The sequence below is a fragment of the Halorubrum sp. 2020YC2 genome (genome assembly GCF_018623055.1).
Taxonomy (GTDB): Archaea; Halobacteriota; Halobacteria; order Halobacteriales; family Haloferacaceae; genus Halorubrum.
In genome coordinates, this window is the sequence record NZ_CP076019.1 from 1,829,992 (window position 1) to 1,854,653 (window position 24,662).

General features: G+C 69.9%; 25 protein-coding genes, 1 tRNA gene and 1 pseudogene. 17 read left to right on the plus strand and 10 right to left on the minus strand.

The annotated features are described in order from the left end of the window. Positions 1-149: 149 nt before the first annotated feature. Positions 150-857, minus strand: coding sequence for a DNA repair and recombination protein RadB (gene radB, locus KI388_RS09080; RefSeq protein WP_215086336.1), 708 nt, complete (start codon positions 855-857; stop codon positions 150-152). Positions 858-1,074: 217 nt separating this feature from the next. Beyond that, positions 1,075-1,281 carry a cold shock domain-containing protein gene (locus tag KI388_RS09085; RefSeq protein ID WP_004595330.1) on the minus strand — a complete coding sequence of 69 codons (207 nt, stop codon included), beginning with the start codon at positions 1,279-1,281 and terminating at the stop codon, positions 1,075-1,077. Between the two features lie 209 nt (positions 1,282-1,490). Here KI388_RS09085 and KI388_RS09090 point away from each other — a divergent pair, with 209 nt between their 5' ends. The 4 genes from KI388_RS09090 (at position 1,491) to KI388_RS09105 (ending at position 4,354) form a co-directional block, all read left to right on the plus strand. After that, complete coding sequence (locus tag KI388_RS09090) at positions 1,491-2,249, plus strand: SCO family protein (protein WP_215086338.1); 759 nt, start codon at positions 1,491-1,493, stop codon at positions 2,247-2,249. Then, entirely contained in the window at positions 2,246-2,863 is a 618-nt protein-coding gene (locus KI388_RS09095; protein WP_215086339.1) for a TlpA disulfide reductase family protein, read from the plus strand. Before KI388_RS09090 ends, KI388_RS09095 begins: the two co-directional genes overlap by 4 nt. Positions 2,864-2,899: 36 nt before the next feature. Further along, positions 2,900-3,565 carry a cytochrome c biogenesis protein CcdA gene (locus tag KI388_RS09100; RefSeq protein ID WP_215086341.1) on the plus strand — a complete coding sequence of 222 codons (666 nt, stop codon included), beginning with the start codon at positions 2,900-2,902 and terminating at the stop codon, positions 3,563-3,565. 132 nt (positions 3,566-3,697) lie between these two features. Further along, a complete protein-coding gene (locus tag KI388_RS09105) occupies positions 3,698-4,354 on the plus strand; it encodes an AIM24 family protein (protein WP_215086343.1) in 657 nt (218 codons plus the stop codon). 48 nt (positions 4,355-4,402) lie between these two features. Here KI388_RS09105 and KI388_RS09110 read toward each other — a convergent pair whose 3' ends face one another. Continuing rightward, complete coding sequence (locus KI388_RS09110; RefSeq protein ID WP_215086345.1) at positions 4,403-5,758, minus strand: sodium-dependent transporter; 1,356 nt, start codon at positions 5,756-5,758, stop codon at positions 4,403-4,405. A 190-nt stretch (positions 5,759-5,948) separates the two neighbouring features. On the opposite strand from KI388_RS09110, the gene KI388_RS09115 reads away from it, so the two are divergent. Continuing rightward, positions 5,949-7,337 (plus strand): NAD(P)/FAD-dependent oxidoreductase, encoded by a 1,389-nt coding sequence (locus tag KI388_RS09115; RefSeq protein WP_215086346.1) that lies wholly within the window; start codon positions 5,949-5,951, stop codon positions 7,335-7,337. Positions 7,338-7,384: 47 nt separating this feature from the next. On the opposite strand, the gene KI388_RS09120 is transcribed toward KI388_RS09115, so the two are convergent. Further along, the gene (locus tag KI388_RS09120; protein ID WP_215086347.1) at positions 7,385-8,527 is read right to left on the minus strand and encodes a M24 family metallopeptidase; all 1,143 of its coding nucleotides are present in this window, start codon (positions 8,525-8,527) and stop codon (positions 7,385-7,387) included. A gap of 215 nt (positions 8,528-8,742) precedes the next feature. Here KI388_RS09120 and KI388_RS09125 point away from each other — a divergent pair. The 10 genes from KI388_RS09125 to KI388_RS09170 all read left to right on the plus strand — a co-directional run bounded on the left by KI388_RS09125 (position 8,743) and on the right by KI388_RS09170 (position 16,981). Beyond that, positions 8,743-8,817: transfer RNA gene (locus KI388_RS09125), tRNA-Val, on the plus strand. Between the two features lie 357 nt (positions 8,818-9,174). After that, a complete protein-coding gene (locus tag KI388_RS09130) occupies positions 9,175-9,957 on the plus strand; it encodes a serine protease (RefSeq protein ID WP_215086348.1) in 783 nt (260 codons plus the stop codon). Positions 9,958-10,043: 86 nt separating this feature from the next. Next, entirely contained in the window at positions 10,044-10,715 is a 672-nt protein-coding gene (locus KI388_RS09135; RefSeq protein ID WP_215086349.1) for an AAA family ATPase, read from the plus strand. A gap of 148 nt (positions 10,716-10,863) precedes the next feature. After that, positions 10,864-11,148: a translation initiation factor eIF-1A gene (locus tag KI388_RS09140; RefSeq protein ID WP_006112429.1), complete on the plus strand. Its 285-nt coding sequence runs from the start codon at positions 10,864-10,866 to the stop codon at positions 11,146-11,148. 243 nt (positions 11,149-11,391) lie between these two features. Next, positions 11,392-11,733 carry a thioredoxin gene (gene trxA / locus KI388_RS09145; RefSeq protein ID WP_215086350.1) on the plus strand — a complete coding sequence of 114 codons (342 nt, stop codon included), beginning with the start codon at positions 11,392-11,394 and terminating at the stop codon, positions 11,731-11,733. Positions 11,734-11,791: 58 nt separating this feature from the next. Next, entirely contained in the window at positions 11,792-12,934 is a 1,143-nt protein-coding gene (locus tag KI388_RS09150) for an aminotransferase class V-fold PLP-dependent enzyme (RefSeq protein WP_215086351.1), read from the plus strand. Between the two features lie 90 nt (positions 12,935-13,024). Continuing rightward, positions 13,025-13,582 (plus strand): class I SAM-dependent methyltransferase, encoded by a 558-nt coding sequence (locus tag KI388_RS09155; RefSeq protein WP_215086352.1) that lies wholly within the window; start codon positions 13,025-13,027, stop codon positions 13,580-13,582. A 96-nt stretch (positions 13,583-13,678) separates the two neighbouring features. Next, positions 13,679-14,779 carry a DoxX family protein gene (locus tag KI388_RS09160; protein ID WP_215086353.1) on the plus strand — a complete coding sequence of 367 codons (1,101 nt, stop codon included), beginning with the start codon at positions 13,679-13,681 and terminating at the stop codon, positions 14,777-14,779. A 102-nt stretch (positions 14,780-14,881) separates the two neighbouring features. Then, the gene (locus KI388_RS09165) at positions 14,882-16,168 is read left to right on the plus strand and encodes a glucose-6-phosphate isomerase (RefSeq protein WP_215086354.1); all 1,287 of its coding nucleotides are present in this window, start codon (positions 14,882-14,884) and stop codon (positions 16,166-16,168) included. A gap of 78 nt (positions 16,169-16,246) precedes the next feature. Then, positions 16,247-16,981, plus strand: coding sequence for a CPBP family intramembrane glutamic endopeptidase (locus KI388_RS09170; protein ID WP_215086355.1), 735 nt, complete (start codon positions 16,247-16,249; stop codon positions 16,979-16,981). 216 nt (positions 16,982-17,197) lie between these two features. Here KI388_RS09170 and KI388_RS09175 read toward each other — a convergent pair whose 3' ends face one another. Together KI388_RS09175 and KI388_RS15645 are read right to left on the minus strand one after the other, a co-directional pair. Further along, positions 17,198-17,593 (minus strand): hypothetical protein, encoded by a 396-nt coding sequence (locus KI388_RS09175; RefSeq protein ID WP_215086356.1) that lies wholly within the window; start codon positions 17,591-17,593, stop codon positions 17,198-17,200. Between the two features lie 66 nt (positions 17,594-17,659). Further along, positions 17,660-17,952: pseudogene (locus tag KI388_RS15645) on the minus strand (DUF6516 family protein). Positions 17,953-18,204: 252 nt separating this feature from the next. Here KI388_RS15645 and KI388_RS09180 point away from each other — a divergent pair. Then, positions 18,205-18,387: a hypothetical protein gene (locus KI388_RS09180; protein WP_215086357.1), complete on the plus strand. Its 183-nt coding sequence runs from the start codon at positions 18,205-18,207 to the stop codon at positions 18,385-18,387. A gap of 167 nt (positions 18,388-18,554) precedes the next feature. Here KI388_RS09180 and KI388_RS09185 read toward each other — a convergent pair whose 3' ends face one another. Further along, a complete protein-coding gene (locus KI388_RS09185; RefSeq protein WP_215086358.1) occupies positions 18,555-19,847 on the minus strand; it encodes a DNA double-strand break repair nuclease NurA in 1,293 nt (430 codons plus the stop codon). 266 nt (positions 19,848-20,113) lie between these two features. Here KI388_RS09185 and KI388_RS09190 point away from each other — a divergent pair, with 266 nt between their 5' ends. Next, positions 20,114-22,021, plus strand: a complete 1,908-nt coding sequence (locus tag KI388_RS09190; RefSeq protein WP_215086359.1) for a methyl-accepting chemotaxis protein — start codon at positions 20,114-20,116, stop codon at positions 22,019-22,021. Between the two features lie 77 nt (positions 22,022-22,098). Here KI388_RS09190 and KI388_RS09195 read toward each other — a convergent pair whose 3' ends face one another. The 3 genes from KI388_RS09195 to KI388_RS09205 are packed head-to-tail and all read right to left on the minus strand — an operon-like array spanning position 22,099 to position 24,570. Next, on the minus strand, positions 22,099-22,524 hold the full coding sequence (locus KI388_RS09195) for a hypothetical protein (protein WP_215086360.1): 426 nt from the start codon (positions 22,522-22,524) through the stop codon (positions 22,099-22,101). Position 22,525: 1 nt separating this feature from the next. Further along, a complete protein-coding gene (locus KI388_RS09200) occupies positions 22,526-23,044 on the minus strand; it encodes a DUF2240 family protein (RefSeq protein ID WP_215086361.1) in 519 nt (172 codons plus the stop codon). Between the two features lie 59 nt (positions 23,045-23,103). Then, positions 23,104-24,570, minus strand: a complete 1,467-nt coding sequence (locus KI388_RS09205; RefSeq protein WP_215086362.1) for a Na+/H+ antiporter NhaC family protein — start codon at positions 24,568-24,570, stop codon at positions 23,104-23,106. Positions 24,571-24,662: the final 92 nt, after the last annotated feature.

The window sequence follows — 24,662 nt, forward strand, 5'->3', positions numbered from 1 at the left end:
GGCCGCCGACTCGGGCCGCACTCGTCCGCCGACCCTGACCGACTCCGGCTGTATTTTCGTCGCTTCAACCGTTCCGTCGACCGACCGTTTTCGATGCGCTTCCGCGGCCGACCGTTTTCGACGCGCTTCCGCGGCCGACCGCCGCGTCACTACCCGTCTGCGCCTTCCGCGAGCCCGTCGGCCACGATCCGGAACGTCGCGGTGTCGCCCGCGGGCTTCGAGCGGTGCTTTTCGAGGGTGGCCCGGCGGTTCCCGCCGCGGAACCGGTCGACGCGGACGATTGCGCCGGTCCAGTGGCTGAGGGTGTTGCCGCCGAGCGCGCGGTCGCGGTCGCCGTCGGGGTCCGTGAACACCTGATTCGTGATCACCACGGCGATGTCGTGCCGCCGAGCCAAAGAGAGGAGGTGCGTCACCTGCTTGGCGACCTTCCGCAGCGACTCGCCGCCCTCGGTGTCGCCCGCCCGCTCCAGCCGGTAGAAGCCCGTCGCGGAGTCCAACACGATCAGCTCCACCTCCTCCGCCAGCTCCTCGGCGTCGCGGACCGCCTCGCGCTGGTCGTCGAAGTCGTACGCCTCCGAGATGACGAGCCGCGAGGCGAGCGCCTCGAGGGCCTCGTCGCCGTCGCTCCGGTCGAGCCGCCCCTCGGCCATCTGCTCGAACCGGTCGATCGAGAGCCCCTCGGTGTCGATGTAGAGGGCGCGGTCGCCGCCGGCCGCGACCTCGACCGCCGCGGCGAGCGCGAGGTTCGTCTTCCCCGCCGCCGGCGGGCCGTACACCTGCGTGACGACGCCGCGCTCGAAGCCGCCGCCCAACAGCTCGTCGACCGGACGGCAGCCGGTCGGGATCGGATCGGTCACTAGGGAGCGTTTCGCCCGCGCTCGTATTTAAATGGTCGATCGCGGCGGGAACGAGCCGGTACGCGCCCCTCGGCGGCGAGCGGCGGTCGACCCTCGGAGAACGGCGTCGCTCGTCGAGCTGTAATAAGTGTGAGAGAAACGGAGATAGGCGTCGATCGCGTCGAGCGACGGCCGAAATCCGGTAGTGCGTGCGGACGCGTCGTCCGCGATTCGGGGGTTAGTTGCGGACGAGGTTCGTCGCGCGCGGTCCCTTGGGGGACGATTCGATGTCGAATTCCACTTCCTGACCCTCCTCGAGGTCCGGGCCGCCGACGTCTTCCATGTGGAAGAACACGTCTTCGTCGTCGTCGAGGTCGCCGTCGTCAGTCGAGATGAAACCGTAGCCGCCAGTGTCGTTGAAGAAATCAACCTTACCGTTTGCCATTGCGAATACACGTACAACCCGTTCGGGCATAACCCTTGCGAGGGCCACGGTACCACGGGGGTTTCGGACGTTCGTCCATCGAACTGATTCCGCGTGTCGAGACGGTTCACGACCGCTGGAGCCGCTCTCCCGGCGCTCCCGGTCGTGTTCACCGCGTGCCATCAGCCGCGGGGTTCATTTACGCGCGACCACGTAGGTCGGACAACGACATGGACCGCCGCCACTTCCTCCGCTCGCTCGCTGCCACCGGCGCCGCTGCCGGCGCGACCGCCACCGCCGGCTGCGCCGGCGTCCTCGGCGATTCCGGCGGTGCCGACGACTCTCCCGATTCCGGCGGCGCCGACGACTCCCCCGACTCCGGCGGCGCGGGCGCGAACGAGACCATCCTCGGCCCGCCCGAACAGACCCGCGGCGATCCGGTCCACCCGATCCGAGGCGACGAGATGCCCGAGTTCAGCGTCCCCGACCCGATCTCGGGAGAGGAGATATCGACGGCGGAGTTCGAGGGCGAGCGCGCGTTCCTGTGGACGTCCTTCTACACGAGCTGTCCCGACGGCGTCTGTCCGGCGCTTATTCTCCGCCTCCGCCGCGTCCAAGAGGTCGCCGCCGAGGAGGGGTTCGGCGACGAGGCCGCGTTCCTGCCACTCACGTTCGACCCCGAGCGAGACACGGCCGACGTCCTCCGCGAGTACGCCGATCAGCGCGGCGTCGACCTCGACGCCGGTAACTGGCACTTCCTCCGCCCCGAGAGCTACGAGGCGGGCGTGGAGCTGATGGACGAAAACTTCGGACTCAAAATCGAGAAGACGGACGGCTCGGAGTACGAGAACTTGGAGTACGCGTTCCCGCACTACGGGCTCATCCTGCTCGTCAACAAGCGGGGGATCGTGGAGCGGTCGTACCCGCGCGGCCCGGCCACCGACGTGGAACGGATCGTCGACGACTTCCGGCGGGTGGTCACGGCGTGAGGCGGCGGGACCTGGTGGCCGGACTCGCGAGCGTCGGGGTGCTCGGCGGAGCGGGCGCCGTCGCGACCGGCGGGGTCCCCGACTCGCTCGGCGGTGACGGCCCCGACGAGGTCGGCGGCGACGGCGGAAGCGGCGGCAGCGGTGACGGTGGCGACGGGGAGACCGACGACGACGGCCCGGAACCGGTCGAGCCGGTGACGCTCGACACCGTCGACGCACCCGGGAGCCGCGACGGCGAGGTGACGCTCCCGGCGCCCGACCGGCCGACGTTCGTCGACTTCTTCGGGACGTGGTGTCCCCCCTGCGCCGAGCAGATGCCCGACCTCGCCGCGGCCCACGACCGGATCGGCGACGAGGTGCTGTTCGTGTCCGTGACGACGGAGCCGGTCGGGGGCGCGGTCAGCGAGGAGACGGTGGTCGAGTGGTGGCGCGAGAACGACGGCGACTGGCTCGTCGCCGCCGACGTCTCCGCCGAACTCGCCGCGCGGCTCAACGTCGGGAGCTACCCGAGCGCGCGCGCCGTCGACGCCTCGGGGCGCGTCCGGTGGTCAACCACCGGGACCCACACCACCGAGGAGTTCGTCGCGGGCATCGAGCGGGCGCTCGACGGATGACGGGGCGATCCGATCGATGAACCGACGAGGGGGCCGATGACCGACGTTTCGCTCGCGACGAACGTCCCGTTCGCCGTGACAGCGGGGATCGCGACGTTCTTCTCGCCCTGTGCGTACCCCCTCCTCCCGGGGTACGTCGGCTTCTACGTGAACTCCGTCGACGCCGACTCCGCGTCCGTCCTGGGAGCGGGAGCCCGCGGCGTCGCGGCCGCGGTCGGCGTGCTGGCGACGTTCGCGCTGCTCGCCGGCGCCACCCTCCGGGTCGGCTACTCGACGCTGTCGAACATCACGGTGTTCGAGACGCTCGTCGGCGGGCTGCTCGTCGTCTTCGGGCTGCTCGTGGTCGCCGGGCGCGCGCCGTCGATATCGGTGCCGCTGCCGGAGCGTCGGTCGAGCGTGCTCGGGTTCGGCGTCTTCGGCGCGGGGTACGCGCTCGCCGGGGCCGGCTGCGTGGCGCCGGTGTTTCTGGGCGTCGTCGCCCGCGCGATCGCGCTCCCGTCGGAGACGGCGGCCCTCATCCTCGCCGTCTACGCCGGCACCGTCGCGGTCCTGATGGCGGCGACGACCGTCGCGACGGGCGTCGGACTTGTGAGCAACGCCAACCGGGTGATGGCCCACGCCGGACTGCTGAAGCGGGTCGCGGGCGCGGTGATGATCGCCGCGGGGATCGGCCAGCTGTACCTCTCGCTGGTCGTGTACTGAGGCCGGAGTCGGCGACGACACCGGTCGCGGCGTGCGACGGTGGCCAAAAGCGCTCTTTGTCTCTCCCGTAGATTCTTCATCCGCAAGGCGCAATCTCCGAACAGCCGAACCCGACGGTTCGGTCCCCGCATCATGAACCTCGATCAGTTCACCGCCGAGAACGCACCGACCGACAGCGCGGAACCGTTCCAGCGCGAGAACAGCTACACCTTAGACGTCGAGGTCGCCGGCACCGTCATGGCGAAGGCGGGCTCGATGGTCGCGTACACGGGCGACGTCTCGTTCACCGGGAAGGCCTCCGCGGAGGGCGGCATAACCGGCTTCCTCAAGGAGGCGGCCACCGGCGAGGGGACGCCGATCATGGCCGTCGAGGGTGACGGGCACGTCTACTTCGCGGACGACGGCAAGAAGGTACAGGTGATCGAACTCGGCGCCGGCGAGTCGATCACGGTCAACGGCGAGGACGTGCTCGCGTTCGAGGAGTCGCTCTCCTACGAGATCAGCGCCATCGACAGCCTCGCCGGCGCGCTCGCCGGCGGCTTCAGCAACGTCTACCTCGAAGGCCCGGGCTACGTCGCGCTCACCACTCACGGCGACCCGATCGTCTTGGAGCCGCCGGTGGCGACCGACCCGAGCGCGACCGTCGCGTGGGGCGGCACCTCCCCCGACGTGGAGGTCAACCGGAGCCTCTCTGACATGATCGGCCAGGAGTCGGGCGAGCGCTACCAGATGCGATTCGAGGGGGACGGCGGATTCGTCGTGGTCCAGCCGCGCGAGGAACACGTTTGAGGCGGGGCGAGAGGTCGACCCCGAGACCGCGGCCACCGCGCCGTCGGCTTACCGCGCCGCCAGCCAGTCGGCGAAGCCGCCGGTGAGGAAGTCGACGTAGTCGGTGACGCCGAGGAACAACGAGACGAGGATGACGACTGCGACCGGGAGCCGAACGACCCAGATCCACGCGACGTCGAGGCCGCCGACGTCCGCGATCCCCTTCCGAAGCTCTTCGCGGCCCAGATCCGGCACGACCCAGCCGACGAACAGCGCGAGCAGCAGCGAACCGAGGACGAGCAGGATGCCGTACGCGAGCCCGTCGTACAGGCCGAGGAAGATCGTGTCGATCGCGACCGGCACGCCGAGCAGGAACACCGCGGCGCCCACCGCGGCCGCGGCCGGCACGCGAGCGACGCCGACCTCGTCGATCAGGTAGGAGACGAGCACTTCGAGGATGCTGATCGCGGAGGAGAGCGCGGCGATCCCGACCATGCCGAAGAAGACGATTCCGAGGACTCGACCGCCGGGGATTCCTGCGAACGCGGCCGTGAGGCTCACGAAGATCGCGCCGGGACCGCCCGTCCCCGGCTCGATGCCGACCGAGAAGAGGACGGGGAAGACGACGAAGCCGACGAGGACCGCGACGAGCGTGTCGATCGTCGCGATGACCCCGGCGTCGGCCGCGAGGTTTCGGTCCTCGCCGAGGTATGAGGCGTACGTGATCATCACGCCCATTCCGAGCGAGAGGGTGAAGAACGCCTGACCGGCCGCGGCGGGCAGTATCTCGGTCCAGTTGGCCGCGATCGTTCCGAAGTCGGGCGAGAGGTAGTAGCCGTACGCCGCGGTCGCGCCGTCAAGCGTGAAGCCGTACGCGGCCAGTCCGACGAGCAGCACCAGAATGGCGGGTACCATCACCTTCACGCTGAGTTCGATACCGCGCCTGACGCCGGCGGCGATGATGCCGACGACGAGCAGCATGAAGAGGGCGTGGAACGCGACCGCGTCGAGACCGGCCGAGACCGATTGGTAGAGCGCGTTCGCCTCCGACGGGTCGGTCAGCGTGTATCCCTCCGTGATCCCGATGAGCGTGTACCGGAGGAACCAGCCCGCGACGACGCTGTAGTACGAGAGGATGACGAAGCCGGTGACGACGAACAGCCACCCGGCGTACGACCAGACGCCGCTCCCCAACTCCCGCAACGCGCCGACGGGGTTCCGGTCGGTCCGGCGCCCGATGACGAACTCCACGAGGATCGCCGGGAACCCGATCAGCGCGACGAACGCTAGGTATGTGATCAGAAAAGACGATCCGCCGTACTGGCCGGTGATGAAGGGGAACCGCCAGATGTTCCCCAATCCGACCGCGCTACCGACCGCGGCGAGGATGAACCCCGCCCGCGTCGCCCACGTCTCGCGTGCCATTGGTGTCGGAGAGAGATCCCTAACCCGGTAAAAACGTGTCTCTCCGCCGCTCTCACCAGTAATCATCGAACGTGATCAATTAGGCACCGGGGCGGCAGAGGCGGGATTCGGCGCCCCGAGCCGAAGCGACGCCCGGTTCGGCCCGCGTCGGGACCGTGAATTTAATACCCGGACGGCGACCTCACGGGATATGGAACGCGTAGACGTCGCGATCGTGGGCGGCGGGCCGGCCGGGTCGTCCGCGGCGCACGCGGCCGCGACCGGCGGAGCGGATGCCGTGGTCCTCGAAAAGGGCGTCCCCCGGGCCGACCGCGACGGCCCCGGTCCCGACTCGACCGACGCGGCCGGGATCTTGGACTACTGGGTGGACATCATGGGGATCCACCCCGACGAGTTCGACGACGGGGTCGTTCAACGCGAACTGAACCGCGCCGAGTTCCGCGGCCCGGAGGAGTCGGCCACGCTCACCGCGACCGGGATCGACTCCTCGTACGACAAGTTCGGGTACACCTTCCAGCGCGCGCGCTTTGACGACTGGCTCCGCGAGCGCGCCGAGGACGCCGGCGCCGAGTTCCGCGTCGGGGCCTCGGTCCGCGGGGTCGACACCGACCTCTCGGTCGCGGCCGGCGACGACGACCCGCGTCACACGCTCGAACTCGCTGACGGCGGCGCCGTCGGCGCCGACTTCGTCGTGCTCGCGGACGGGCCGCAGCGGACGGTGACGAACCGCGTCTTGGACGAGTACCTGCCCGCCGACGCGGCCGCGTCCGATCGGCTGGCCTCCCGCACCGCGAACCACATCGCCTACCAGGAGTACCGGCGGGTCCCCGAGGACGTGTTCGAGGAGGTGAACGACGCCCTCGTCTTCTGGTGGGGCGTGATGCCCGGCGAGACCGCCTACCCGTGGATATTCCCGAACGCGGACCGCGTCTGTCGGGTGGGGCTGACGATGCCGATCGGTCTCGACATCGACGAGGTCGACGCCGGCGAGTACGCGCTGCTCCGCGAGGACGACGAGTCGATCCCGCAGGGTGGCGAGTACATCCGGCGGCTCCTAAAGTGGCAGTACGGCGACGAGTACGACGTCGAGGAGGACTTTCCGCTCGTCGAGGACGCCGGGAAGCGGAACGGAACTGAGACGTATCCGATCTCGTCGACCCGGCCGATCGACTCGCCCGTGGAGGCCGGCATCGCGGTCGCGGGCGGCGCGATGGGCACCACGTCGTCGTTCCACGAGGGCGGCGACCACGTCGCGGTCCGAACCGGCGCCATCGCCGGCGAACTCGCCGCCGAGGGCGACCTGGCGGCGTACAACCGGCGCTGGAAGGAGGCGATAGGCGACGAGGTCGTCCGCAACGTGACGATGGCGGACATGGTCGCGGAGTACGAGCCGGCCGACTGGGACCGCGTCATCGGGGCGGCCGACGCGATGCTCGCCGCCGAGACCGGCGACGACCTCCTCTCGCAGCCGTACCGCTCCGGCTGGGAGTCGCTGAAGCTACTGCTCGGCTACAAGTGGAACAAGCGGCGGGTGAAGCGGGACTACGTCGGCATCGACGAGAGCGAGTACCGGTACTGACGCGGTGTTCTGGCCGGCTTCGGCTCGGGAGTGGCGAACTCGCCCCGTTACCGGATCACCGGCGCCGACAGCTCCACCGGCTCCGCGTCGATCCCCGCGACGTCGACCGGCTCGGCCTCGTGGGTCGGCCATCGCCCCGTCTTCGTGAGGCGCTCGGTCAGGTCCGACGCGACGAGGTGCGTGTCCTCGCTTTTGGTTCCCCGCACCGTCGGGTTCCACGCGTAGCCCATCGGCCGCCGAACCGGCTCGTCGCCGTCCGGGGTCGCGATCCACTCCCGGCCGGCGAATCCGGCGGCGCCGCCCTGGTGGTGCTGCTCCCACTCGTCGGGGAAGCCGACCGCGTCGTACGCCGCCTGAACGGCCTCGAAGACGTCGCCGGCGGTATCGGGGGCGTCGCGGTCGTCGCCGCCGCTCCCTCCCGCGAGGGCTCCGGCCGCGGCGGCCTCGGTGGCCCGGAGCGCGGTCGCCTCGACGCGCGCCGCGGCGCGGTGGCGCTCCTCGAACCAGTCGGGCGCGTCGAAGGCGACGGTCCGGGTCAGCGAGGCGTACAGCCCCGCGCGCTCGGCGGTGACCGACACGAGCGCGTAGTCGCCGAGGCTCGCGTCGGTCGGCGTAAAGTGGCGGTACGTCCCCGCCCGCTCCGCGCCCCCGACGAGCACGACCGGCGTGTCCACGTCGCGGGAGGCCAGCGAGATGTCGATGCCGGCCGCGACCTCGTACTCGGGGTCCTCGGGTTCGAGGTTGCGGCAGACGGTCTCGACCGCGGCGGCGGCCTCGCGGCCCAGCTCCCGGTACCGCTCGACGTCGTCGTCGGTGAGCGGCTGCCGGAGCCGGCTCCCGTCGACGGTCTCGAACCCGGGCACGTCGAAGTCGGCGGCCGCAGGGGCGGGCGACCGATCCGCGACCGCCCCGGCGAGGGAGTCTGCGTACCACGGGAACGACTCGACCGCGAACGCGTCCGGAAGCTCCTCGGCCGCGAGCCGGTCCGCCTCGATGTCGTCGGTGATCACGCGGAGGCCGCCGCCGTCGTAGCCGGCGGCGGCGACGCCCGTCGTCGCGTCGCCGTCGACGACGTTATCGCCGCCGGTGAGCCACGCGAAGCCGTTGGGGCGCGCGAACCAGACCGCCTCGAGGCCGCGCTCGTCGAGGTACGCGTCGAGCCTGTCGGTGCGGGCGGCAATGTCGACCATACGGGGGGACTCTCGTCGAACGGGTAAAACCGGTCGAAAAACGCCGACGCGCGGACGCCGGCGGCGGCGGGCGCTTGGCCGGTGCCCCGACGGGATCCGAGGTCGTCACGGCGCCGTCTTCCGATCGGCTCGTCCGACCCCGCCGACCCGAAACCCGAAACGAAAGGTTCAATTACGTTCCACGGAAACGACGAGATGCGTCAGTAAGCCCCTTCGGGTTGGTAGTCTAGTCCGGTTATGACACCTCCTTGACATGGAGGAGGCCGGCGGTTCAAATCCGCCCCAACCCATTTTTGTTGACACCACAACCGTGAGCGACAGCGAGCGGTCCGTGTCGACAAAGTGGTGTCGCGGATTCGAACCCAGAGGACGAGCGGAGCGAAGTCCTCGCGGTTCAAATCCGCCCCAACCCATTTTTCTTGACACCACAACCGTGAGAGATAGCGAGCGGTCCGTGTCGACAAAGTGGTGTCGCGGATTCGAACCCAGAGGACGAGCGGAGCGAAGTCCTCGCGGTTCAAATCCGCCCCAACCCGTTTCTGATTCCTCGCAGCGACGAGCGACGCGAGGAGTCCGCGGAATCGATTTTCGGACTCGGGACGGTAGCGGATACCAACGTATATCCCGACGGGTAATGGACTCCGATCATGGAGGACAGGACCCGGAGAGCCGTCATCAAGGTCGGGGCGACCGGACTGGTCACCGGCGTCGCCGGGTGTAGCGGAGCGCTTCCGGAAGACGTCACCCGGCGGGCGGTCTCCGGAAACGAGTCGGAACCGGAGCCGCCGGAGCCCGCGGAACTCTCGGAGGCGGAACTCGACCGCGCCGGCGCGCTGGGGGAAGAGGTCCGGGCGGCGGTCGCGGTGATCAGGGGCGAGAGCGGAGAGGGCGGGACCGCGTGGTTCCTCGACGGTGGCGGTCTCCTCACGAACAGCCACGTCGTCGACCGCAGCGAGGAGTTCGAGGCGTGGTCGATCGGCGGCGAGAAGTTCGAGCCGGAACTCGTCGGGGCGTCGGAGTACCTGGACAACCCGTACCACGACGTGGCCGTCCTCGAAACGGAGTTTTCCCCGAGCAACCGACTCTCGCTCGGGGACTCGACGTCGGTCGAGACGGGGCAGCCGCTCGTTCAGGTCGGCCATCCGTTCGGGATCGGCAACTGGGCGGTGTCGATCGGGCGGTACGTCGAGCGCGGGCACGGGGAGACGCTGCTCACCTCCGTCCCCTCGCTGAGCGGGAACAGCGGCGGTCCCCTGCTCACGCTCGACGGGGAGGTCGTCGGGATCACGACCGGCGGCGTGCCGCGCGAGCGGGGCGGTTCCACGCCGCCCGAGCCGGTCGAACCGACGGTTCACGAGGAGTTCACCGACTACGAGTGGACGACCCACGATGACACCTCGGTCATCGAGCGGTACGTCGAGGAGTTCTAGACCGGCGGGAGAGGAGCGCTGGCGGCGCCAGTCGCGGGATGGCCAATAGGAAGTTTCTTTTGTCTCACCCCGGAGGATACGGATAGATGAGTGACCGAGGCGGTCGGGCGCCGGACCGGGGCGAATCGACGATTTCGAACCGCGACACGGCCGATTCTCTCGCGCCGACGGCGTCGGACTCGGCCGCCGTGACCGGCGACGACGAGGCGTCGACCGGGCGCTTGGTGGTCGTCTGCGGACTCCCCGGCGTCGGCAAGACGACCGTCGCCGAGCGGATCGCCGACCACGTCGACGGCCGGATCCGCCGGACCGACGTGATTCGAAAGGAACTGTTCGACGACCCGGAGTACACCGACGCCGAGACGGAGGCCGTCTACGTCGAACTCCTCTCCCGCGCCCGCAACGATGTCGACGCCGGGGACGCGGTCGTCCTCGACGCGACGTTCGCGGACGACCGGTTCCGGACGGATGCCCGCGAGACGGCCGCCGAGGCCGGCGCCGAGTTCGACCTCGTCGAGGTCGCCTGCGACGAGGACGTCGTCGAGCGACGGATCGAGCGCCGAGACGGGATCAGCGACGCGGACTTCGACATCCACCTCCACTTCAAGCAACTGTTCGACGAGGTCGCGACCGACCACGTCGTTGTCGACAACTCCGGCACGGAGCCGGAGACGTTCGCGCAGGTCGACGCCGCGTTCGCTGACGACGCGCTCGTCGATCGCGGGGAGCGGTCCGCCGCGGTCACCGACGCCGAGTGAGACGGTCGGGAGCGAGGAGGGAGATACCGCCGGGGAGGAGGCGGCCGCCGGGCGTACCGCGGGTCGGCGCCGTCGTGCGAACGGATGGCGCGCCGAACGCACACACGCGTCTCCAATCACTTATACGGGCGAGCGCACAACGGGAGGTATGAGCGAAGAATCCGGGCGGAAGAACCTCCGAATGCCCAACGACGACGAAGTGTTCGCCGTGGTGACGGAACACCTCGGCGGCAACCACGTTCAGCTGCGCTGCGCCGACGGCGAGGAGCGACTCGGCCGGATCCCCGGGCGAATGAAGTACCGCACGTGGATCAGCGAGGGCGACGTGGTCCTCGCGGAGCCGTGGGACTGGCAGGACGAGAAGGCGAACGTCGAGTGGCGGTACTCGGACGAGGACGCCGACCAGCTCCGCCGCGAAGGCCACATTCAGTAATCGAGCAGCGCGGGGCGCCGCGGTCGACGCGGTCCTCGCCCACCGATCTCCCGCCGTCTCTCCCCCCTCTCCGACGCGGTCCGTTCCGGCGCCGTACGCCCGACGGCTGCGTGATTCTCGACGCCGACAGCGACCGCTGCGGGCCGCCTCGCGGCGGGACCGGACCGATTCGGGACGCTATCACGCGTAGTATTGTAAATTTTATCCAAAACCGTTATCACGGCGAGGGGCGTATCTATGAGTATGAGTTCAACAGAAGCCGCTCCCGCGGAGCCGATCCAGCTGGCCGACACGGACGCGTTCGACGCGCACGTCGACGACCACGACGTCGTGCTCGTCGACTTCTACGCCGACTGGTGCGGCCCGTGTCAGATGATGGAGCCGGCCGTCGAGGCGGTCGCGGCGGACACCGAGGCGGCGGTGCTGAAGGTCGACGTGGACGAGCACCAGTCGCTGGCCGGTGAGTACGGCGTTCAGGGGATCCCGACGCTGCTCGTGTTCGCTGACGGCGAACTCGTCGAGCAGATGGTCGGCGCACAGACCGAGGAGGCGCTGACCGAGGCGGTCGCCGGACCGTCAGCCTGACCCGACCCGAGCCGCACCGCCTTCGACAGACGACCGCCGGACCGCCAGAACCGACACCATGAGAACGATCGAAACCGACGACGACGGTATGACCCCGAGAGAGCTCCGCGCGGACGTCCCGGCGCTTGGCGACGCGGCGTACTTCAACTTCGGCGCGCACGGCCCCAGTCCGGAGTACGTCGTCGAAGCGGCCGCGTCCTTCGTCGAGGACCACGAGTACGGCTCCGCGACGACCGACCCCTACGAGCACGCCTTCGGGACCTACGAGGAGGTACGCGAGCGGATCGCGGCGTTCGTCGGCGCCGACCCCGAAGAGATCGCGCTGACCGAGAGCACGAGCGACGGGATCGCCCGCGTCGCCGGCGCGATCGACTGGGAGCCGGGCGACGTCGTCGTCCGGACCGACCTCGAACACCCGGCCGGCGTCCTCCCGTGGAAGCGGCTCGAACGCGAGGGCGTGGAGGTGCGCGTCCTAGAGACCGAGGACGGCCGCGTCGACCGCGACGAGTACGCGGAGGCGGTCGCGGACGCCCGGCTCGTCTGCTTCAGCGCGATCACGTGGACCCACGGCACGCGCCTCCCGGTCGCGGACCTCGTCGAGGTCGCGAACGACGCCGGCGCGTTCACCCTCGTCGACGCGGTCCAGTCGCCCGGGCAGGTCGAGATGGACGTGGCCGAGTGGGGCGCCGACGCGGTCGCGGCCGCCGGACACAAGTGGACGCTCGGCCCGTGGGGCGCCGGCTTCCTCTACGTCGACCGCGACGCCGCGGCCGACCTCGCGCCGCGCGCGGTCGGCTACCGGAGCGTCGAGGACCCGACCGGCGACGAGATCGAGTTCAAGCCGGCGGCCGGGCGCTTCGAGGTCGGGACGACGACGGCCGCGGCCCACGTCGGCCTCGTCGAGGCGCTCGACGCGATCGACGCGGTCGGCCTCGACGTCATCGAGTCGCGGATCGAGTCGCTCACCGACCGGCTGAAAGCGGGCGTCCCCGACGATCGGCTGCTCAGTCCGGAGGCGTACGAGTCCGGGCTCGTCACGGTCGACGTCGACGACCCGGAAGCGACCGTCGAGCGACTGGCCGACGACGACATCGTCGTCCGGTCGCTGCCGGATCCGAACGGGATCCGCGCGTCGATTCACGCCGTTTCGACGGAGGCGGAGGTCGACAGGCTCCTCGACGCGCTAGCGCGGGAGTGGTGAACCGCGGGCGGGGTCGCTCGCTCCCGAGTCGGACGCGGCCGCGCGCGGCTCGACCGGACGCGTTTTAGCGCTCGACGCACAAGACCGCGCATGGGATTCCACACGTTCGACGCCGATCAGGCGGACCGACTGGAGCGCCCCGACCGCTACCGCTGGGTGTCCGCGGAGGAGCTGGTCGGTCCGCTGGCCGAGTCCGGCGCCGAGGTCGTGGCCGACCTCGGCAGCGGCACCGGGTTCTACACCGACGACGTGGCGGCCCGCGTCGGGACCGTCTACGGCGTCGACATCCAGCCCGAGATGCACGACCGGTACCGCGAGAAGGGGACGCCGGCGAACGTCGAACTCGTCGCGAGCGACGTCGCGGACCTCCCGTTCGCGGACGGCGAGCTCGACGGCGCCGTCTCCACGATGACCTACCACGAGTTCGCGAGCGACGCCGCGATAGCGGAGGTCGCGCGCGTCGTGGGGTCCGGGGGCGTCGTCGCGACGTTCGACTGGGCCGGCGACGGCGCCGGCGAGCAGGGGCCGCCCGTCGACGAGCGGTTCGCCGCCGCCGAGGCGGTCGCGGCGCTGGAGGCCGCGGGCTTCGAGGTCGTCTCGGCCGCCACCCGGACGGAGACGTTCGGCGTCGTCGCCCGGGCGCCGTAGGCGACCGAGTTCGAATTCCCGAAACGGACGCCTCAGAGTCGCATCCGAACGTTCGTGAAGAAATACCGTTAGGTGTGTCCGGCCCGTACGTGAGGTATGTCCGTTCGTCTCCGGTCGGCCGCCGTCGCCGCGTTCGCCCTGTTCGCGACGCTCGCCGCGCGGCCGGTCGCGGCCCACGTCGACTACGTCACCGAGGACCCGAGCGACCCGCTCGACGCGGTCGGGTTCGTCGCGGAGGTGCTTTCGGACCCGTTCAACGCGGCGATTTTCGCCGGGTCAGGGCTGCTCGGAGTCGCCGGGCTGGCCGTCTACCTCTGGATACGTCCCACCATCGTCGACGTCGTGGTCCTACGCGAGAAGCTCGCCGGCTACGGCGACCTCGTCCCGTGGATGCTGCGGCTCGCCGTCGGGCTCCCCCTCGTCGGCGCGGGCTTCCAGGGGTACCTGTTCGCGCCGACGCTCTCGTTCGACACCGCCGCGAGCCCGCTCCTCCGAGTGCTCTTCATCGGGCTCGGCTTCTTCGTCCTCTTCGGGCTGGCGACGCGTATCGTCTCCGTCGTCGGACTGGTGACGTACGCGTGGGTGCTCGCCGCCGTCGACCCCCTCGTCGTCCTCGCGGTGGAGTACGTCCCGGTGTTCGTCGCGCTGGCGGTCCTCGGCGGGGGCCGGCCGAGCGCCGACGACATGCTCCTCGAGGTCGCGAGCACGCCGGGGTCGTACTACGGCCGGATCGACCCCGTCCACCACCTGAAGTCGTTCCTCGACGAGGCGACCGCCCCGCTGCGGCGCTACGTCCCGACGGTGCTCCGGGTCGGGATGGGCGTCTCGTTCGTCTACCTCGGACTGATCCAGAAGCTCGCTGACCCCGGCAGCGCGCTGCTCGTCGTCGAGAAGTACGACCTCACGTCGGTCGTCCCCGTCGATCCGGGACTGTGGGTCGTCGGCGCCGGCGTGACCGAGGTCGCCGTCGGCCTCGCGCTCATCGCGGGTTTTTTCACCCGCGGCGCGGCCGCGCTCTCGTTCGTCCTGTTCACGACGACGCTGTTCGGCCTCCCCGACGACCCCGTCCTCGCTCACGTGGCGCTGTTCGGCCTCGCGTCGGCCGTCTTCACGCTCGGGTCCGGCCCGCTCTCACTCGACCGGCTGATCGGTCGCCCCGCGCTCGACGACGAGGAGCCGGTCGCGGCGGCCGACTGAGCCCGGTCGCTCGCGGCGCGTTCGGGCCGCCCGCCGCCCCGCCGACGCGGGGGGCGTCCCCCGTCGGCGGTTTTTAAGTCGCTCTCCCGCGGTGAGTGATGTATGCGAGTGGACCTCGGCAACGCCCTCGGGACGACCCCGGGGCTGACGACGGCGACGCTGGACAGGCTCGACGACCGTGTCGCGGCCGCACACGAGCGGATCGCGGCCGGGATGGCGGACGACGAGTTCGGGTACGCCGCCCTGAACCTCCCGGAGACCGCGGACCCGGACGAGATCCGCGCCGCGGTCGACGGCTTCGACCGCCCCGAGGCGGTGCTGACGGTCGGTATCGGCGGGAGCGCGCTCGGCGCGGCGACGCTGTCGGAGGCCCTCGACAGCGACGTGGACGCGTACGTCCTCGACAACGTCGACCCCGACGACACGCGGCGGCTGCTCGACGGCCTCCCGCTCGAGGAGACGGTCGTCAACGTCGTCTCGAAGTCGGGGACGACCGCGGAGACGCTCGCGAACTTCCTCGTCGTCCGCGAGGCGATGACCGACGCGGGCGTCGACTGGACCGAACGCACCCTCGTCACGACGGGCGAAGAAGGGAATCTCCGCGACCTCGCGGACCGCCACGACCTGCCCTCGCTCCCGGTCCCCGACGGCGTTCCGGGGCGGTTCTCGGTGCTGTCGACGGTCGGCCTCGCGGTCGCCGCAGTTCAGGGCCACGACGTCGAGGCCGTCCTCGCGGGCGGCCGCGACGGGATGGACGCGCTCTCCGGGTCGCTGTACGAGTCGCCCGCCTACGCCTACGGGGCGGCGGCGTACGCGCTCGCGGAGCGCGGCGCGCTCACCAACGCCGTGATGCCGTACGCGGAGTCGTTAGAGACGTTCGCGGAGTGGTTCGCCCAGCTGTGGGCCGAGAGCCTCGGAAAGGACGGGCTGGGACAGACGCCGGCGCGCGCGCTCGGCGCGACCGACCAGCACTCTCAGCTCCAGTTGTACCGCGCCGGGCCGCCGGACAAGCTGGTGACGCTCGTGCGCCCGACCGAGCGCGCCGGAGTGACGATTCCGGAGACGGACCTCGACGGGCTGGCGTACCTCGGCGGCTCGTCGCTCGGCGGGCTGCTCGACGCCGAGTTCGAGGCGACGGAGGCGAGCCTCGCGGCCGCCGGCGTCCCCAACGTGCGCGTCGAGATCGACCGCGTCGACGAACGGGCGCTCGGGGAGCTCCTGTTCGGGATGGAGGCGGCCTGCGTGCTGTACGGCGAGCTGGCGAGCGTCTCGACGTTCACGCAGCCCGCCGTCGAGTGGGGGAAGAAGGCGGCTCGCGGGCTGCTCGGCGGCGGCGACTTCGCGGAGGCCGAGGCGGTCGCGGAGAAGCGCGAGCTGCGGATCGACTGACGCCGCGGAGCCGAGTCCCGGGAGCGGCGTCTCTCCCCTTCCGGTGCGTCTAAACCCCCGTGCGCCGTACAGCCGACGATGAGCGACGACCCCCTCGCGGGCGTGATCGGCCGGCGACTGTTCCGCGTCGCGAGCGCGCTGTTCGCGATCGTGTTCGCGTTCCTCGTCGCGGGCGCGATCTCCGCGCCGGGAGCGGACCTGGCCGCCTCCCTCGGGCTGGTGGCGGAGGGATCGACCGGCTACCAGCTGACCCAGACGGTGCTCCAGTTCGTCGGGTTCGTCGTCGCGGTCGCGGGGTACCTCGCGATCACGGACGAGTGGGGGCTCGTCCGCCTCTCGCGGCCGACCGCCCGCGAGGCGGCGATCATCGTCGGCGGCGGTATCGTCCTCTTCGGGTTCCAGTACGGCGCCCTGTTCGCGCTCGATCAGGTCGGGCTCTCGACCGGACAGAACCAGGCGGTCGTCCCCGCCGGCGACCCCGTGGTCTACTACCTCGCGATGATCGCGGTGTCGCTCGCGGTGGTCGGACCCGTAGAGGAACTGCTGTTCCGCGGCGTGGTTCAGGGCGGAATCCGGCGCGCGTTCGACGCCGTCCCCGCGGTGCTGGTCGCGAGCCTCGCGTTCGGCCTGATCCACCTCCCGGCGGTCTCCGGGACCCCGGTCGAGCGGTGGGCGTACGTCGGCGTCGTCGTCGTCCTCGGCTCGGTCCTCGGCGCGCTCTACGAGTGGACGGACAACGTGCTGGTGCCGGGGCTGGTCCACGGCATCTACAACGCGGTCACCTACGTCGTGCTGCTGGCGCAGGCGATCTGAGGGGGACGCTGCTGTTCTGAAACGCTATTACTCCAACGAAGCCTCTGCGGTGGCGCGTGCCGACGAGCGCCCGATAGGGCGCGATGTCGCACGCGCAAGGGAGTGGTGCGGAGCAGGGCGGGACTCAAAGGGCCAGCCGTGAGAACGGCGCTCGTGACCATTAGGACGCGGATCCTCGGGGTCGACATCGTCGCCCGTCCGTGTTTCCTCGCTGGGTCAGGCGTTCGCCTTGCGCCCCTGTCCCGACCCGGTCGTGAGCGGGATGTCAGCGTCGATCTCGTCGTACCACACGACCGGCCGCTTGGCCCGGCCATCCTCTTCGAGTTCGAGGAGGCCGTAGTCGGCCAACTCGTTCACGTTTTCGAGAACTTCTGGCGGGTTCCGGTCGACGAGGCGCGCGAGTTCGCGGATGCTCCCTGGCTCGTGTTCGACGATTGCTTCTAAGAGTTCGAGGTTGGTCGAGCGGAAGACGCGGCCGAACGTCTCGAGGTTCTCGATCGAGAGCGTCGGCTCGCTGGGTTCGACGTCCTCGCCGGCATCGATCGCTTCGAGGCGCTCTTCGAGGTCGCTACGGTCGGCGGACTTGATCCGAACGTGGAGTGTCTGAGTCATGGGTAGTGTGGGGTCGTCGGTTGGAGTTGGTCGCGGCCAGTACGTCGGTCACCGTGCTCGAACGCGCTACCAGTCGTCGCGCTTCTCCTCTGGGAGCGCCGCCCGCCACGCGCGGAAGATCTCCGCAAGGCCGGGGTAGTCGATCTCGGAGGTCTCGCCCCCGAGGTGGAGTTCGTGGACGCCGTGGTGGTTGTCGAACCGGATGATCGGCTCGCGCCGGCTTCGCCGTAGTGGTAGGCGTACTTGATCCCGTCCTCGAACCGATCCGAGGTTGGGACCGAGAGCACGCGAACCCGCGCAACAGTGCCGTCGGCATAGGCCTCGATCTCGTCTTCGAGTACGGTGACATCATCGCTCATCCACACGTGTGTCGACGCACCCTGCTCCGATAAGTGTTAGGGAAAATACTAACAAAGAACGGGCAGTACCTTTCCGAACTCCTGAGGAAAAGGCGCTGTTGAAATCCTTAGAAAATGATACGAACTGCGTGCGAGATACAGAGGATGTAGTCAGCACCTGAACAATGTTATTTTCTCCGTCTATGTCCTGAATCAGGCGGTAGAATTCGCTTACTTATCAAAAAATTTATAGAAACGATTAATAATTGTTCTATGGCTGATACTCGGATTATTCAGTTAGCAACCCTCTGGTTCGCTGTCCTCATCTACATACAGACAGGCTCTGGTGGCGGTGGCGCAGTTAATCTGGCTGTCGGGGTCATAGCTATTCTCCTCGCGTATATTCTCCCGCTTACCCTCGTTATATTCGTCACGCTACAACTCGTCGATAGATAGGCCACCTGTACAGAACGACTCGTGAGTCCTCTGAGTTGATCGGAACCGAGGTAGAACGTTCTCTCTCTGAGTATTTCAACAGAGACGAATATTCATATCCGAGCGGCCGGTGCTTTCGAGAGGTTCGCCGCCAATTTGGTATCAGCCGCTTATGAGCGATCAGCGGGTCAGTACGTCTCCTTGCCCCACCGCAGGTCGTCGTACGTCGCCTGCTGGTCGCTGCCGAGCCGCTCCTCGAACTTCCGGCGGAGCGCCGCCTTCTCGGTGGCCGAGATGCGCGCAAGCTCGTCCGCCTTCGAGACCGGCTCCGGCGGGCCGCGCGTCGCCGCCACCTCCGCGACGACCTGTCGGGTGAGCCGCTCGCGGGTCGCGGCGTCGCGGGTGAACGCGTACGGCGCCTCCAGCTTGTAGGTCACGTCGGTCCGGGGGTCGTAGACGATCATGAACGTCGGTTCGTACAGCTCCGGGTCAAGTTCGCGCTCGACGCCGAGCGCGTCGCCGTCGGCGGCCATCGGCGCGTCCGCGCCGCCGCGGCTGCGGAACCACGTGGTGAACGTGAGGTCGTCGTCGAGGCGGGCGCCGCGGTCGGCGTCGGGGTCGCCGTCGGTGACTCCGCCGGTACCGCCCCCGTCCGGCTCGCGCCGCTCCAGCAGCCGGGTGAACAGCGCGGTGTCGTCGGGCCACGGCGACTCGACGCCGGCGCGCGCAAGCGCCCGGACGGCGGTGCCGCTGGCGGGATTTTTGACGAAGCCGGCCAGCGGCACGTCGCGCTCGACGAACCGTTCGACGAGGCGGACGTACTTCTCGATCACCGCGCGGGGCTTCGCCTCGCGGGCGAGCGCGCCGAGCTCGGGGTCGCGGTCGGCCCAGTTGAACAGCTCCTTTGGGTAGACGGGCCCGTCGAGGACGAGCAGGTCGTCGACGCGGTCCGCGTGGTCGAGCGCGTGGGTCCCCTCCGCGAGGTACAAGGCGAGCGCGTGGACGACCCGCTCGGCGTAGCGGTTCACCCGCGGGACGTGGAGCACGCGCTGGCGGGTGTGCCCCTCGTCGCGGCGGGTCCACTCGCTGTCGAAGCCCGCGGTCGAGTCGCCCGCGTGGACGGTGGCGACGATGGTCCGGTCGCGGTGGAGGTCCAGATCCGTGGGCGAACTCGCCATCGCCGCGTGCGCGACGTCGACGACGAGCCCGTTTTTAAACGTCGTCGGGTTGATCGTTCCCGAATCGAGGCCGTGGACCGTCTCGAACGGGCGCTCGGCGAGCGCGATGTCGTCGATGGCGGCCCGCCGGCGCTCGTGGTCCCCGAGCGCCTCGACCACGACCCGGCCCTCGCGACGAAGCTCGGGGAGCCACTCGTGCCACACGCGCTCCGCGAGGTCGTCGTGGTCGGTCGCGTCCACGTCGCCGCCGATGCCGTACGCGAGTTGCGCGATGTTCTCGACGTGGATCGGATCGAGCGTCACGACCGTACGGCGGGCCGGACGAATATAAAAGTCGTCGGCCGCGCGGTCGCCGCCGCTCGTCGAGCGGTCGCAGTTGGGGGACCGAACCGGGCTGTTTGACGAACGGATTCGACTTCCATCGAAGAAGCAGCAAAACCGGCTGATTGCGAGCCGGCGAGCGAATAGCGGGGGACGGGTTATTCTCACGGGTCTAAGCGCCTAAACGACGGTATCAGCGATAATACTCGGAGGCGATGTACTTTTATCGCATACGACAATCGACGGCCATGGTAGAGACTGCGACCGGGGTAGACGCAGGTGGATCGGGAGGGCTGGCGGAGAGCGTCCGGGAGGTGATCCGGTACATTCCGGACGGCACCTCTATGCCGGAGGAGATGTGGAAGCCGCGGCACCGGAACATCCTGATCGCTACCGTGATTCAGGTGCCGGTGCTGATCGCGATGGGGCTGTACAGCGGGACCGAGTCGATCACCGGGGCGCAGATCCCCGCGACGCCGCCGTGGATGCTCGGCGGGTTCGTCGCCGTCATTCTCGGCACCGCCGCGCTGGCGAACTGGTCGGGGCTCGGCCGTCGCCAGCGGACGGTGCTCACGGCGTTCAGCCTCATGACCGTCTCGATGGCGCTGGTGAAGCTGTCGGGCGGGTACATCGAGGCGCACTTCAGCTTCTTCGTGTTCGTCGGGGTGCTCGCGCTGTACGAGGACTGGCTCCCGTTCGCCGTCGGCGTCGGGTACGTGGCGGTCGGTCACGGGGCGTTCAGCATCATCGACTCGAGTCTCGTCTACAACCACGCCGCGGCGATCGAGAACCCGGTTATCTGGGGCGGCATTCACGCGTTCTTCGTCCTCGCGCTCGTCGGCGCGCTGATGGTCAACTGGTATTCGATCGAGAAGTCGCGCGAGGCGGCGCGCGAGCAGGTCGAACTGGCCGAGCGGAAGCAGTCGGAGATACAGGACGTCGAGGCGGCGAAGGCGAAGGTCGAACAGCGCCGCGAGGAGGTCGAGCGGCTGAACAGCCACCTAGAGAAGAAGGCGGACGACTACAGCGCCGCGATGGACCGGGCGGCCGACGGCGACCTGACCGTCCGGCTCGACGCGGAGAGCGAGAGCGACGCGATGGCGCAGATCGGCGCGGCGTTCAACGGCATGATGGACGACATCGACGAGGCGATGGGCGAGGTCCGCTCGTTCGCCCGGGACGTGTCGACCGCGAGCGAGAACACGGTCCGCGGCGTCGAGACCGCGGCCGACCAGAGCGAGGTCGTCAGCCATTCGGTCGAGGAGATCGCGGAGGGCGCGGACGAGCAGCGCGAGATGCTCCGGCAGGTGTCCGATGAAATGAACGACCTCTCCGCGACGATCGAGGAGGTCGCCTCCTCGACGCAGACCGTCGTCGAGGTCGCGGAGCAGACGGCCGACATCGCGGACGACGGAGAGGAGACCGCCGAGACCGCGATCGACCGCGTCGAGGAGTCCCGCGAGTCGCTTGACGACGCGGCCGAGACCGTCCAGCAGCTCGACGACCGGATGGAGGACATCGGGGAGATCGTCGACCTCATCGGGGACATCGCGGAGCAGACGAATCTGCTCGCCCTGAACGCGAACATCGAGGCCGCCCGCGCCGGCGGGAGCGGGGGCGGGAGCGACGGGTTCGCGGTCGTTGCCGACGAGGTGAAACAGCTCGCGGAGGAGACCCAAGACGCCGCCACGGAGATCGAGGAGCTGATCGGCGCCACGCAGTCGCAGACCGAGGGGACGGTGAAGGCGGTCCGGAGCGCCGAAGAGAACATCGCCGCGGGCGCCGACGCGGTCGACGACGCCGCGGACGCGTTCGCGCGAGTGTCGGAGAACGCCGCGGAGTCCGGTGAGGGGATCCGCGAGATCAGCCGCGCGACCGACGACCAGGCGGCCAGCACGGAGGAGACCGTCTCGATGGCCGAAGAGGTCGCGGAGATCAGTCAGTCGACTGCCGAGGAGGCCGACGCGGTCGCGGAGGCCGCGGACGAGCAGCTGACCGCGATGGACGAGGCGACGACCGAGGCCGGGTCGCTGGCCGAGCGCGCGGAGCGGCTCGGGTCGCTCGTCCGCGACTTCGACGTCACCGGCGACGACGTCGACCCCGCCGCGGGCCCCGGGCAGAACGTCGCGGTCGGTGACGGCGGGCAGCCCGAATAGGACTCGGTACGGCCGAGGCGTCTTTCCTCTTCCGCGATCCGACGCCGAGCGGCGGCGCTCGGAGCGGTCCGGTGCGGTCAGTCGGCGCCCGGTTCGCCTCGGAGCGCTTCCAGCACCGTCAGCGCGCGCTTCACTTGCGCCCCGTCCTCGACGAACACCAGCGTCCGGGGCGGGCGCACGGCCTTCGGGCGGACGCGGAGGTCCGCCTCGGCCGCCGCGGTCGCGGCCGCCTCGGGGGCGCCGATCGCCTCGATCCGCGCGCGGTCCGGCTGGACGTACACCTCGGCCAGCGCCGCGCCGGGGGCCGCGTCGGCGGCGGCCGCGTCTCCGCCCTCCGGCGTCTCGCGCGCGATCCGGTACGCCAGCGCGCCGTCGGTGGTCGCCTCGACGTCGGTGTCGGCGTCGACGACGGTCAGCCCGCGGAGGGCGCTCTCGTTGCCCGTCACCTCGGAAGCGAGCAGCTGGGCGATCCGGACGCCGTCGTCGAGGCGGTCCGCGACCATCTCAGGCCGCCCCCGGGTCGTCGGTCGGCTCGTCCGCGCCGGTCGCTTCCCCCGTCTCGGTCGCCTCTTCCGCCTCGGTCGCGAGTTCCTCGCGCACGTCGGCGGCGAGGCGGTCGACCGCGGCGCCCTGCTCGCGGGCGTAGAGGACCGCCGCGGCCTCGATGGTGATCGCCAGCGCGCGCTGGCGCTCGTTTATCGCGGCGACCGCGCGCTGCTTTGCGACGCCCGCGGCGACGATGGCGTCGAGCGCGCTCTCGAAGGTGGACTGCTCGCGGAGGACCGACTCGTCCGGGGTAAACCCCTCGGGGACGGTCACCTCGGCCGGGTCGAACTGCGGGACGAGGTCGCCGTCGTCGGACGCCAACAGCCCGCGACCCACCGCGACGTCGACGAGCCGCTTCGCCTGGTCGGGAGAGAACCACTCCCGCTCAAGGGATAGCGCGACGACGAACTCCCCCTGTCCGAGCCGGTCCCGGGCCCGGGCCTTGAACGGGGCGGCGACGGCGACCTCCAGACTCATGTACAACGGACGGCGCGGCGGGCGCGTAAACGTGTCGAACGCCAGGTCCCCCTCGGCGCTCAGTCGTCGCCGCCGGGGGTCGGGGCGGAAGCCTCCGCCGGGTCGGCGTCGGTCGGCGTCGGGTCGGCGTCGATCGTGTACCCGGTCGCGGCCATGGCGAAGAGCACGAGCGGCGAGAGGAATGCGAACAGGTAGTACGGCGCGTACTCCAGGGTCGGCACGCCGGTAACGCCAGCCATGTAGACGGCGCCCGCGTGCCACGGGAACAGCGCGCCGGTCGGAGTCCCGGCGGCCTCCACCGCCCGGGAGAGCTGATCGGTGTCCAGCCCGAACTCGTCGTAGGTGTTCCGGAGCGTGACGCCCGGGAGGACGATGCTCATGTACTGCTGGGAGGTGAGCGCGTTGATGACGATCGCGGAGACGCCGGTCCCGGCGACGAGCGCGCCCGGACTCCGCACGGACGAGGTGAACGCGTGAGCGATCACCGCGAGGACGCCGGTGCGCTCCAAGATGCCGCCGAGCGACAGCGCGGCGACGACGACCGTGATCGTCCACGCGGAGCCGGTGAGTCCCCCGGTCGCGAGGAGTTCGTTCACCGTCGTGGAGGCCGACTCCGGCGCGGTCCCGTACATGAAGATCTCCCACGCGGCGACGAAGCCGGTCCCCTGGAGGAGGATCGTCGTGAACGCGCCGGCGAACACGCCGGCGACGAGCGTCGGGAGCGCCGCGTAGCCGCGCAGCGCCAGCCCGAAGGTGACGACGAGCGGGACGAAGGCGACGAGGGTGATCGCGTACGTCTCGGTGAGTCCGCCCTGAATCGCCGCGATCTCGCCGGCCGGGATGTCGCCGCTCGTACGCAGGCCGAGCGCGGCGAAGCCGAGGACCGCCAGCCCGAAGGCGATCGCGGTGCCGGTCCGCATCCGGCGGATGTGCGCGTACAGGTCGGTGTTGGTGACGCCGGCCGCGAGGTTCGTGGTGTCGGAGAGCGGCGACTGCTTGTCGCCGGCGTACGCGCCGGAGAGGACGGCGCCGACCGTCATCGGGGCGGGGACGCCGAGTCCGGCGCCGATGCCGACGAAGGCGACGCCGAGCGTCCCGACCGTGGTCCACGAGGAGCCGATCGCGAACGCGACGACCGCGGCGAGGACCGCGGCCGCGGGGAGGAATATCGTCGGCGAGAGGAACTCCAGCCCGTAGTACATCAGGCTCGGAATGGTGCCGGCGCTGACCCACGTGGCGATCAGCCCGTAGATTGTGAAGATGATGAGGATCGCCTGTAACCCCATCACGAGTCCGTTCGCGATGCCGTCGAACAGGTCGTCCCAGTCGTAGCCGAGCCACAGGCCGAACGCGCCGACGAAGGCGATACTCCAGAGCAGCGGCGGGTGCGGGTCGAGACCGAGGACGGCCGAGCCGATACCGAGGAACGCCACGACGGCGAGGACCGGGACCAGCGCCGCCGCCAGGCTCGGGCGACGGTCCGGGTCGAGGTCGTCGTACGCCGTGGGCGTGAACGAGCGTGCCATGTCCCCGCGTATTCCTTTGAAGCATAAGAACGCCTCGAAATATGCGTGGAAAAGATAACGATAGTGCATCTCCCTCGGCGCCCGGCGGCGTG

Excerpts from the sequence above, each read along its gene's own strand:
- KI388_RS09190 (WP_215086359.1), top strand. The coding sequence starts at position 20,114 with ATGGTAGAGACTGCGACCGGGGTAGACGCAGGTGGATCGGGAGGGCTG.
- KI388_RS09195 (WP_215086360.1), bottom strand. The coding sequence starts at position 22,524 with ATGGTCGCGGACCGCCTCGACGACGGCGTCCGGATCGCCCAGCTGCTC.
- KI388_RS09155 (WP_215086352.1), top strand. The coding sequence starts at position 13,025 with ATGGGATTCCACACGTTCGACGCCGATCAGGCGGACCGACTGGAGCGC.
- KI388_RS09180 (WP_215086357.1), top strand. The coding sequence starts at position 18,205 with ATGGCTGATACTCGGATTATTCAGTTAGCAACCCTCTGGTTCGCTGTC.
- KI388_RS09105 (WP_215086343.1), top strand. The coding sequence starts at position 3,698 with ATGAACCTCGATCAGTTCACCGCCGAGAACGCACCGACCGACAGCGCG.
- KI388_RS09165 (WP_215086354.1), top strand. The coding sequence starts at position 14,882 with ATGCGAGTGGACCTCGGCAACGCCCTCGGGACGACCCCGGGGCTGACG.
- KI388_RS09120 (WP_215086347.1), bottom strand. The coding sequence starts at position 8,527 with ATGGTCGACATTGCCGCCCGCACCGACAGGCTCGACGCGTACCTCGAC.
- KI388_RS09100 (WP_215086341.1), top strand. The coding sequence starts at position 2,900 with ATGACCGACGTTTCGCTCGCGACGAACGTCCCGTTCGCCGTGACAGCG.
- KI388_RS09205 (WP_215086362.1), bottom strand. The coding sequence starts at position 24,570 with ATGGCACGCTCGTTCACGCCCACGGCGTACGACGACCTCGACCCGGAC.
- KI388_RS09090 (WP_215086338.1), top strand. The coding sequence starts at position 1,491 with ATGGACCGCCGCCACTTCCTCCGCTCGCTCGCTGCCACCGGCGCCGCT.
- KI388_RS09140 (WP_006112429.1), top strand. The coding sequence starts at position 10,864 with ATGAGCGAAGAATCCGGGCGGAAGAACCTCCGAATGCCCAACGACGAC.
- KI388_RS09115 (WP_215086346.1), top strand. The coding sequence starts at position 5,949 with ATGGAACGCGTAGACGTCGCGATCGTGGGCGGCGGGCCGGCCGGGTCG.
- KI388_RS09085 (WP_004595330.1), bottom strand. The coding sequence starts at position 1,281 with ATGGCAAACGGTAAGGTTGATTTCTTCAACGACACTGGCGGCTACGGT.
- KI388_RS09110 (WP_215086345.1), bottom strand. The coding sequence starts at position 5,758 with ATGGCACGCGAGACGTGGGCGACGCGGGCGGGGTTCATCCTCGCCGCG.
- KI388_RS09150 (WP_215086351.1), top strand. The coding sequence starts at position 11,792 with ATGAGAACGATCGAAACCGACGACGACGGTATGACCCCGAGAGAGCTC.
- KI388_RS09130 (WP_215086348.1), top strand. The coding sequence starts at position 9,175 with ATGGAGGACAGGACCCGGAGAGCCGTCATCAAGGTCGGGGCGACCGGA.
- KI388_RS09135 (WP_215086349.1), top strand. The coding sequence starts at position 10,044 with ATGAGTGACCGAGGCGGTCGGGCGCCGGACCGGGGCGAATCGACGATT.
- KI388_RS09175 (WP_215086356.1), bottom strand. The coding sequence starts at position 17,593 with ATGACTCAGACACTCCACGTTCGGATCAAGTCCGCCGACCGTAGCGAC.
- KI388_RS09170 (WP_215086355.1), top strand. The coding sequence starts at position 16,247 with ATGAGCGACGACCCCCTCGCGGGCGTGATCGGCCGGCGACTGTTCCGC.
- trxA (WP_215086350.1), top strand. The coding sequence starts at position 11,392 with ATGAGTTCAACAGAAGCCGCTCCCGCGGAGCCGATCCAGCTGGCCGAC.
- KI388_RS09200 (WP_215086361.1), bottom strand. The coding sequence starts at position 23,044 with ATGAGTCTGGAGGTCGCCGTCGCCGCCCCGTTCAAGGCCCGGGCCCGG.
- KI388_RS09160 (WP_215086353.1), top strand. The coding sequence starts at position 13,679 with ATGTCCGTTCGTCTCCGGTCGGCCGCCGTCGCCGCGTTCGCCCTGTTC.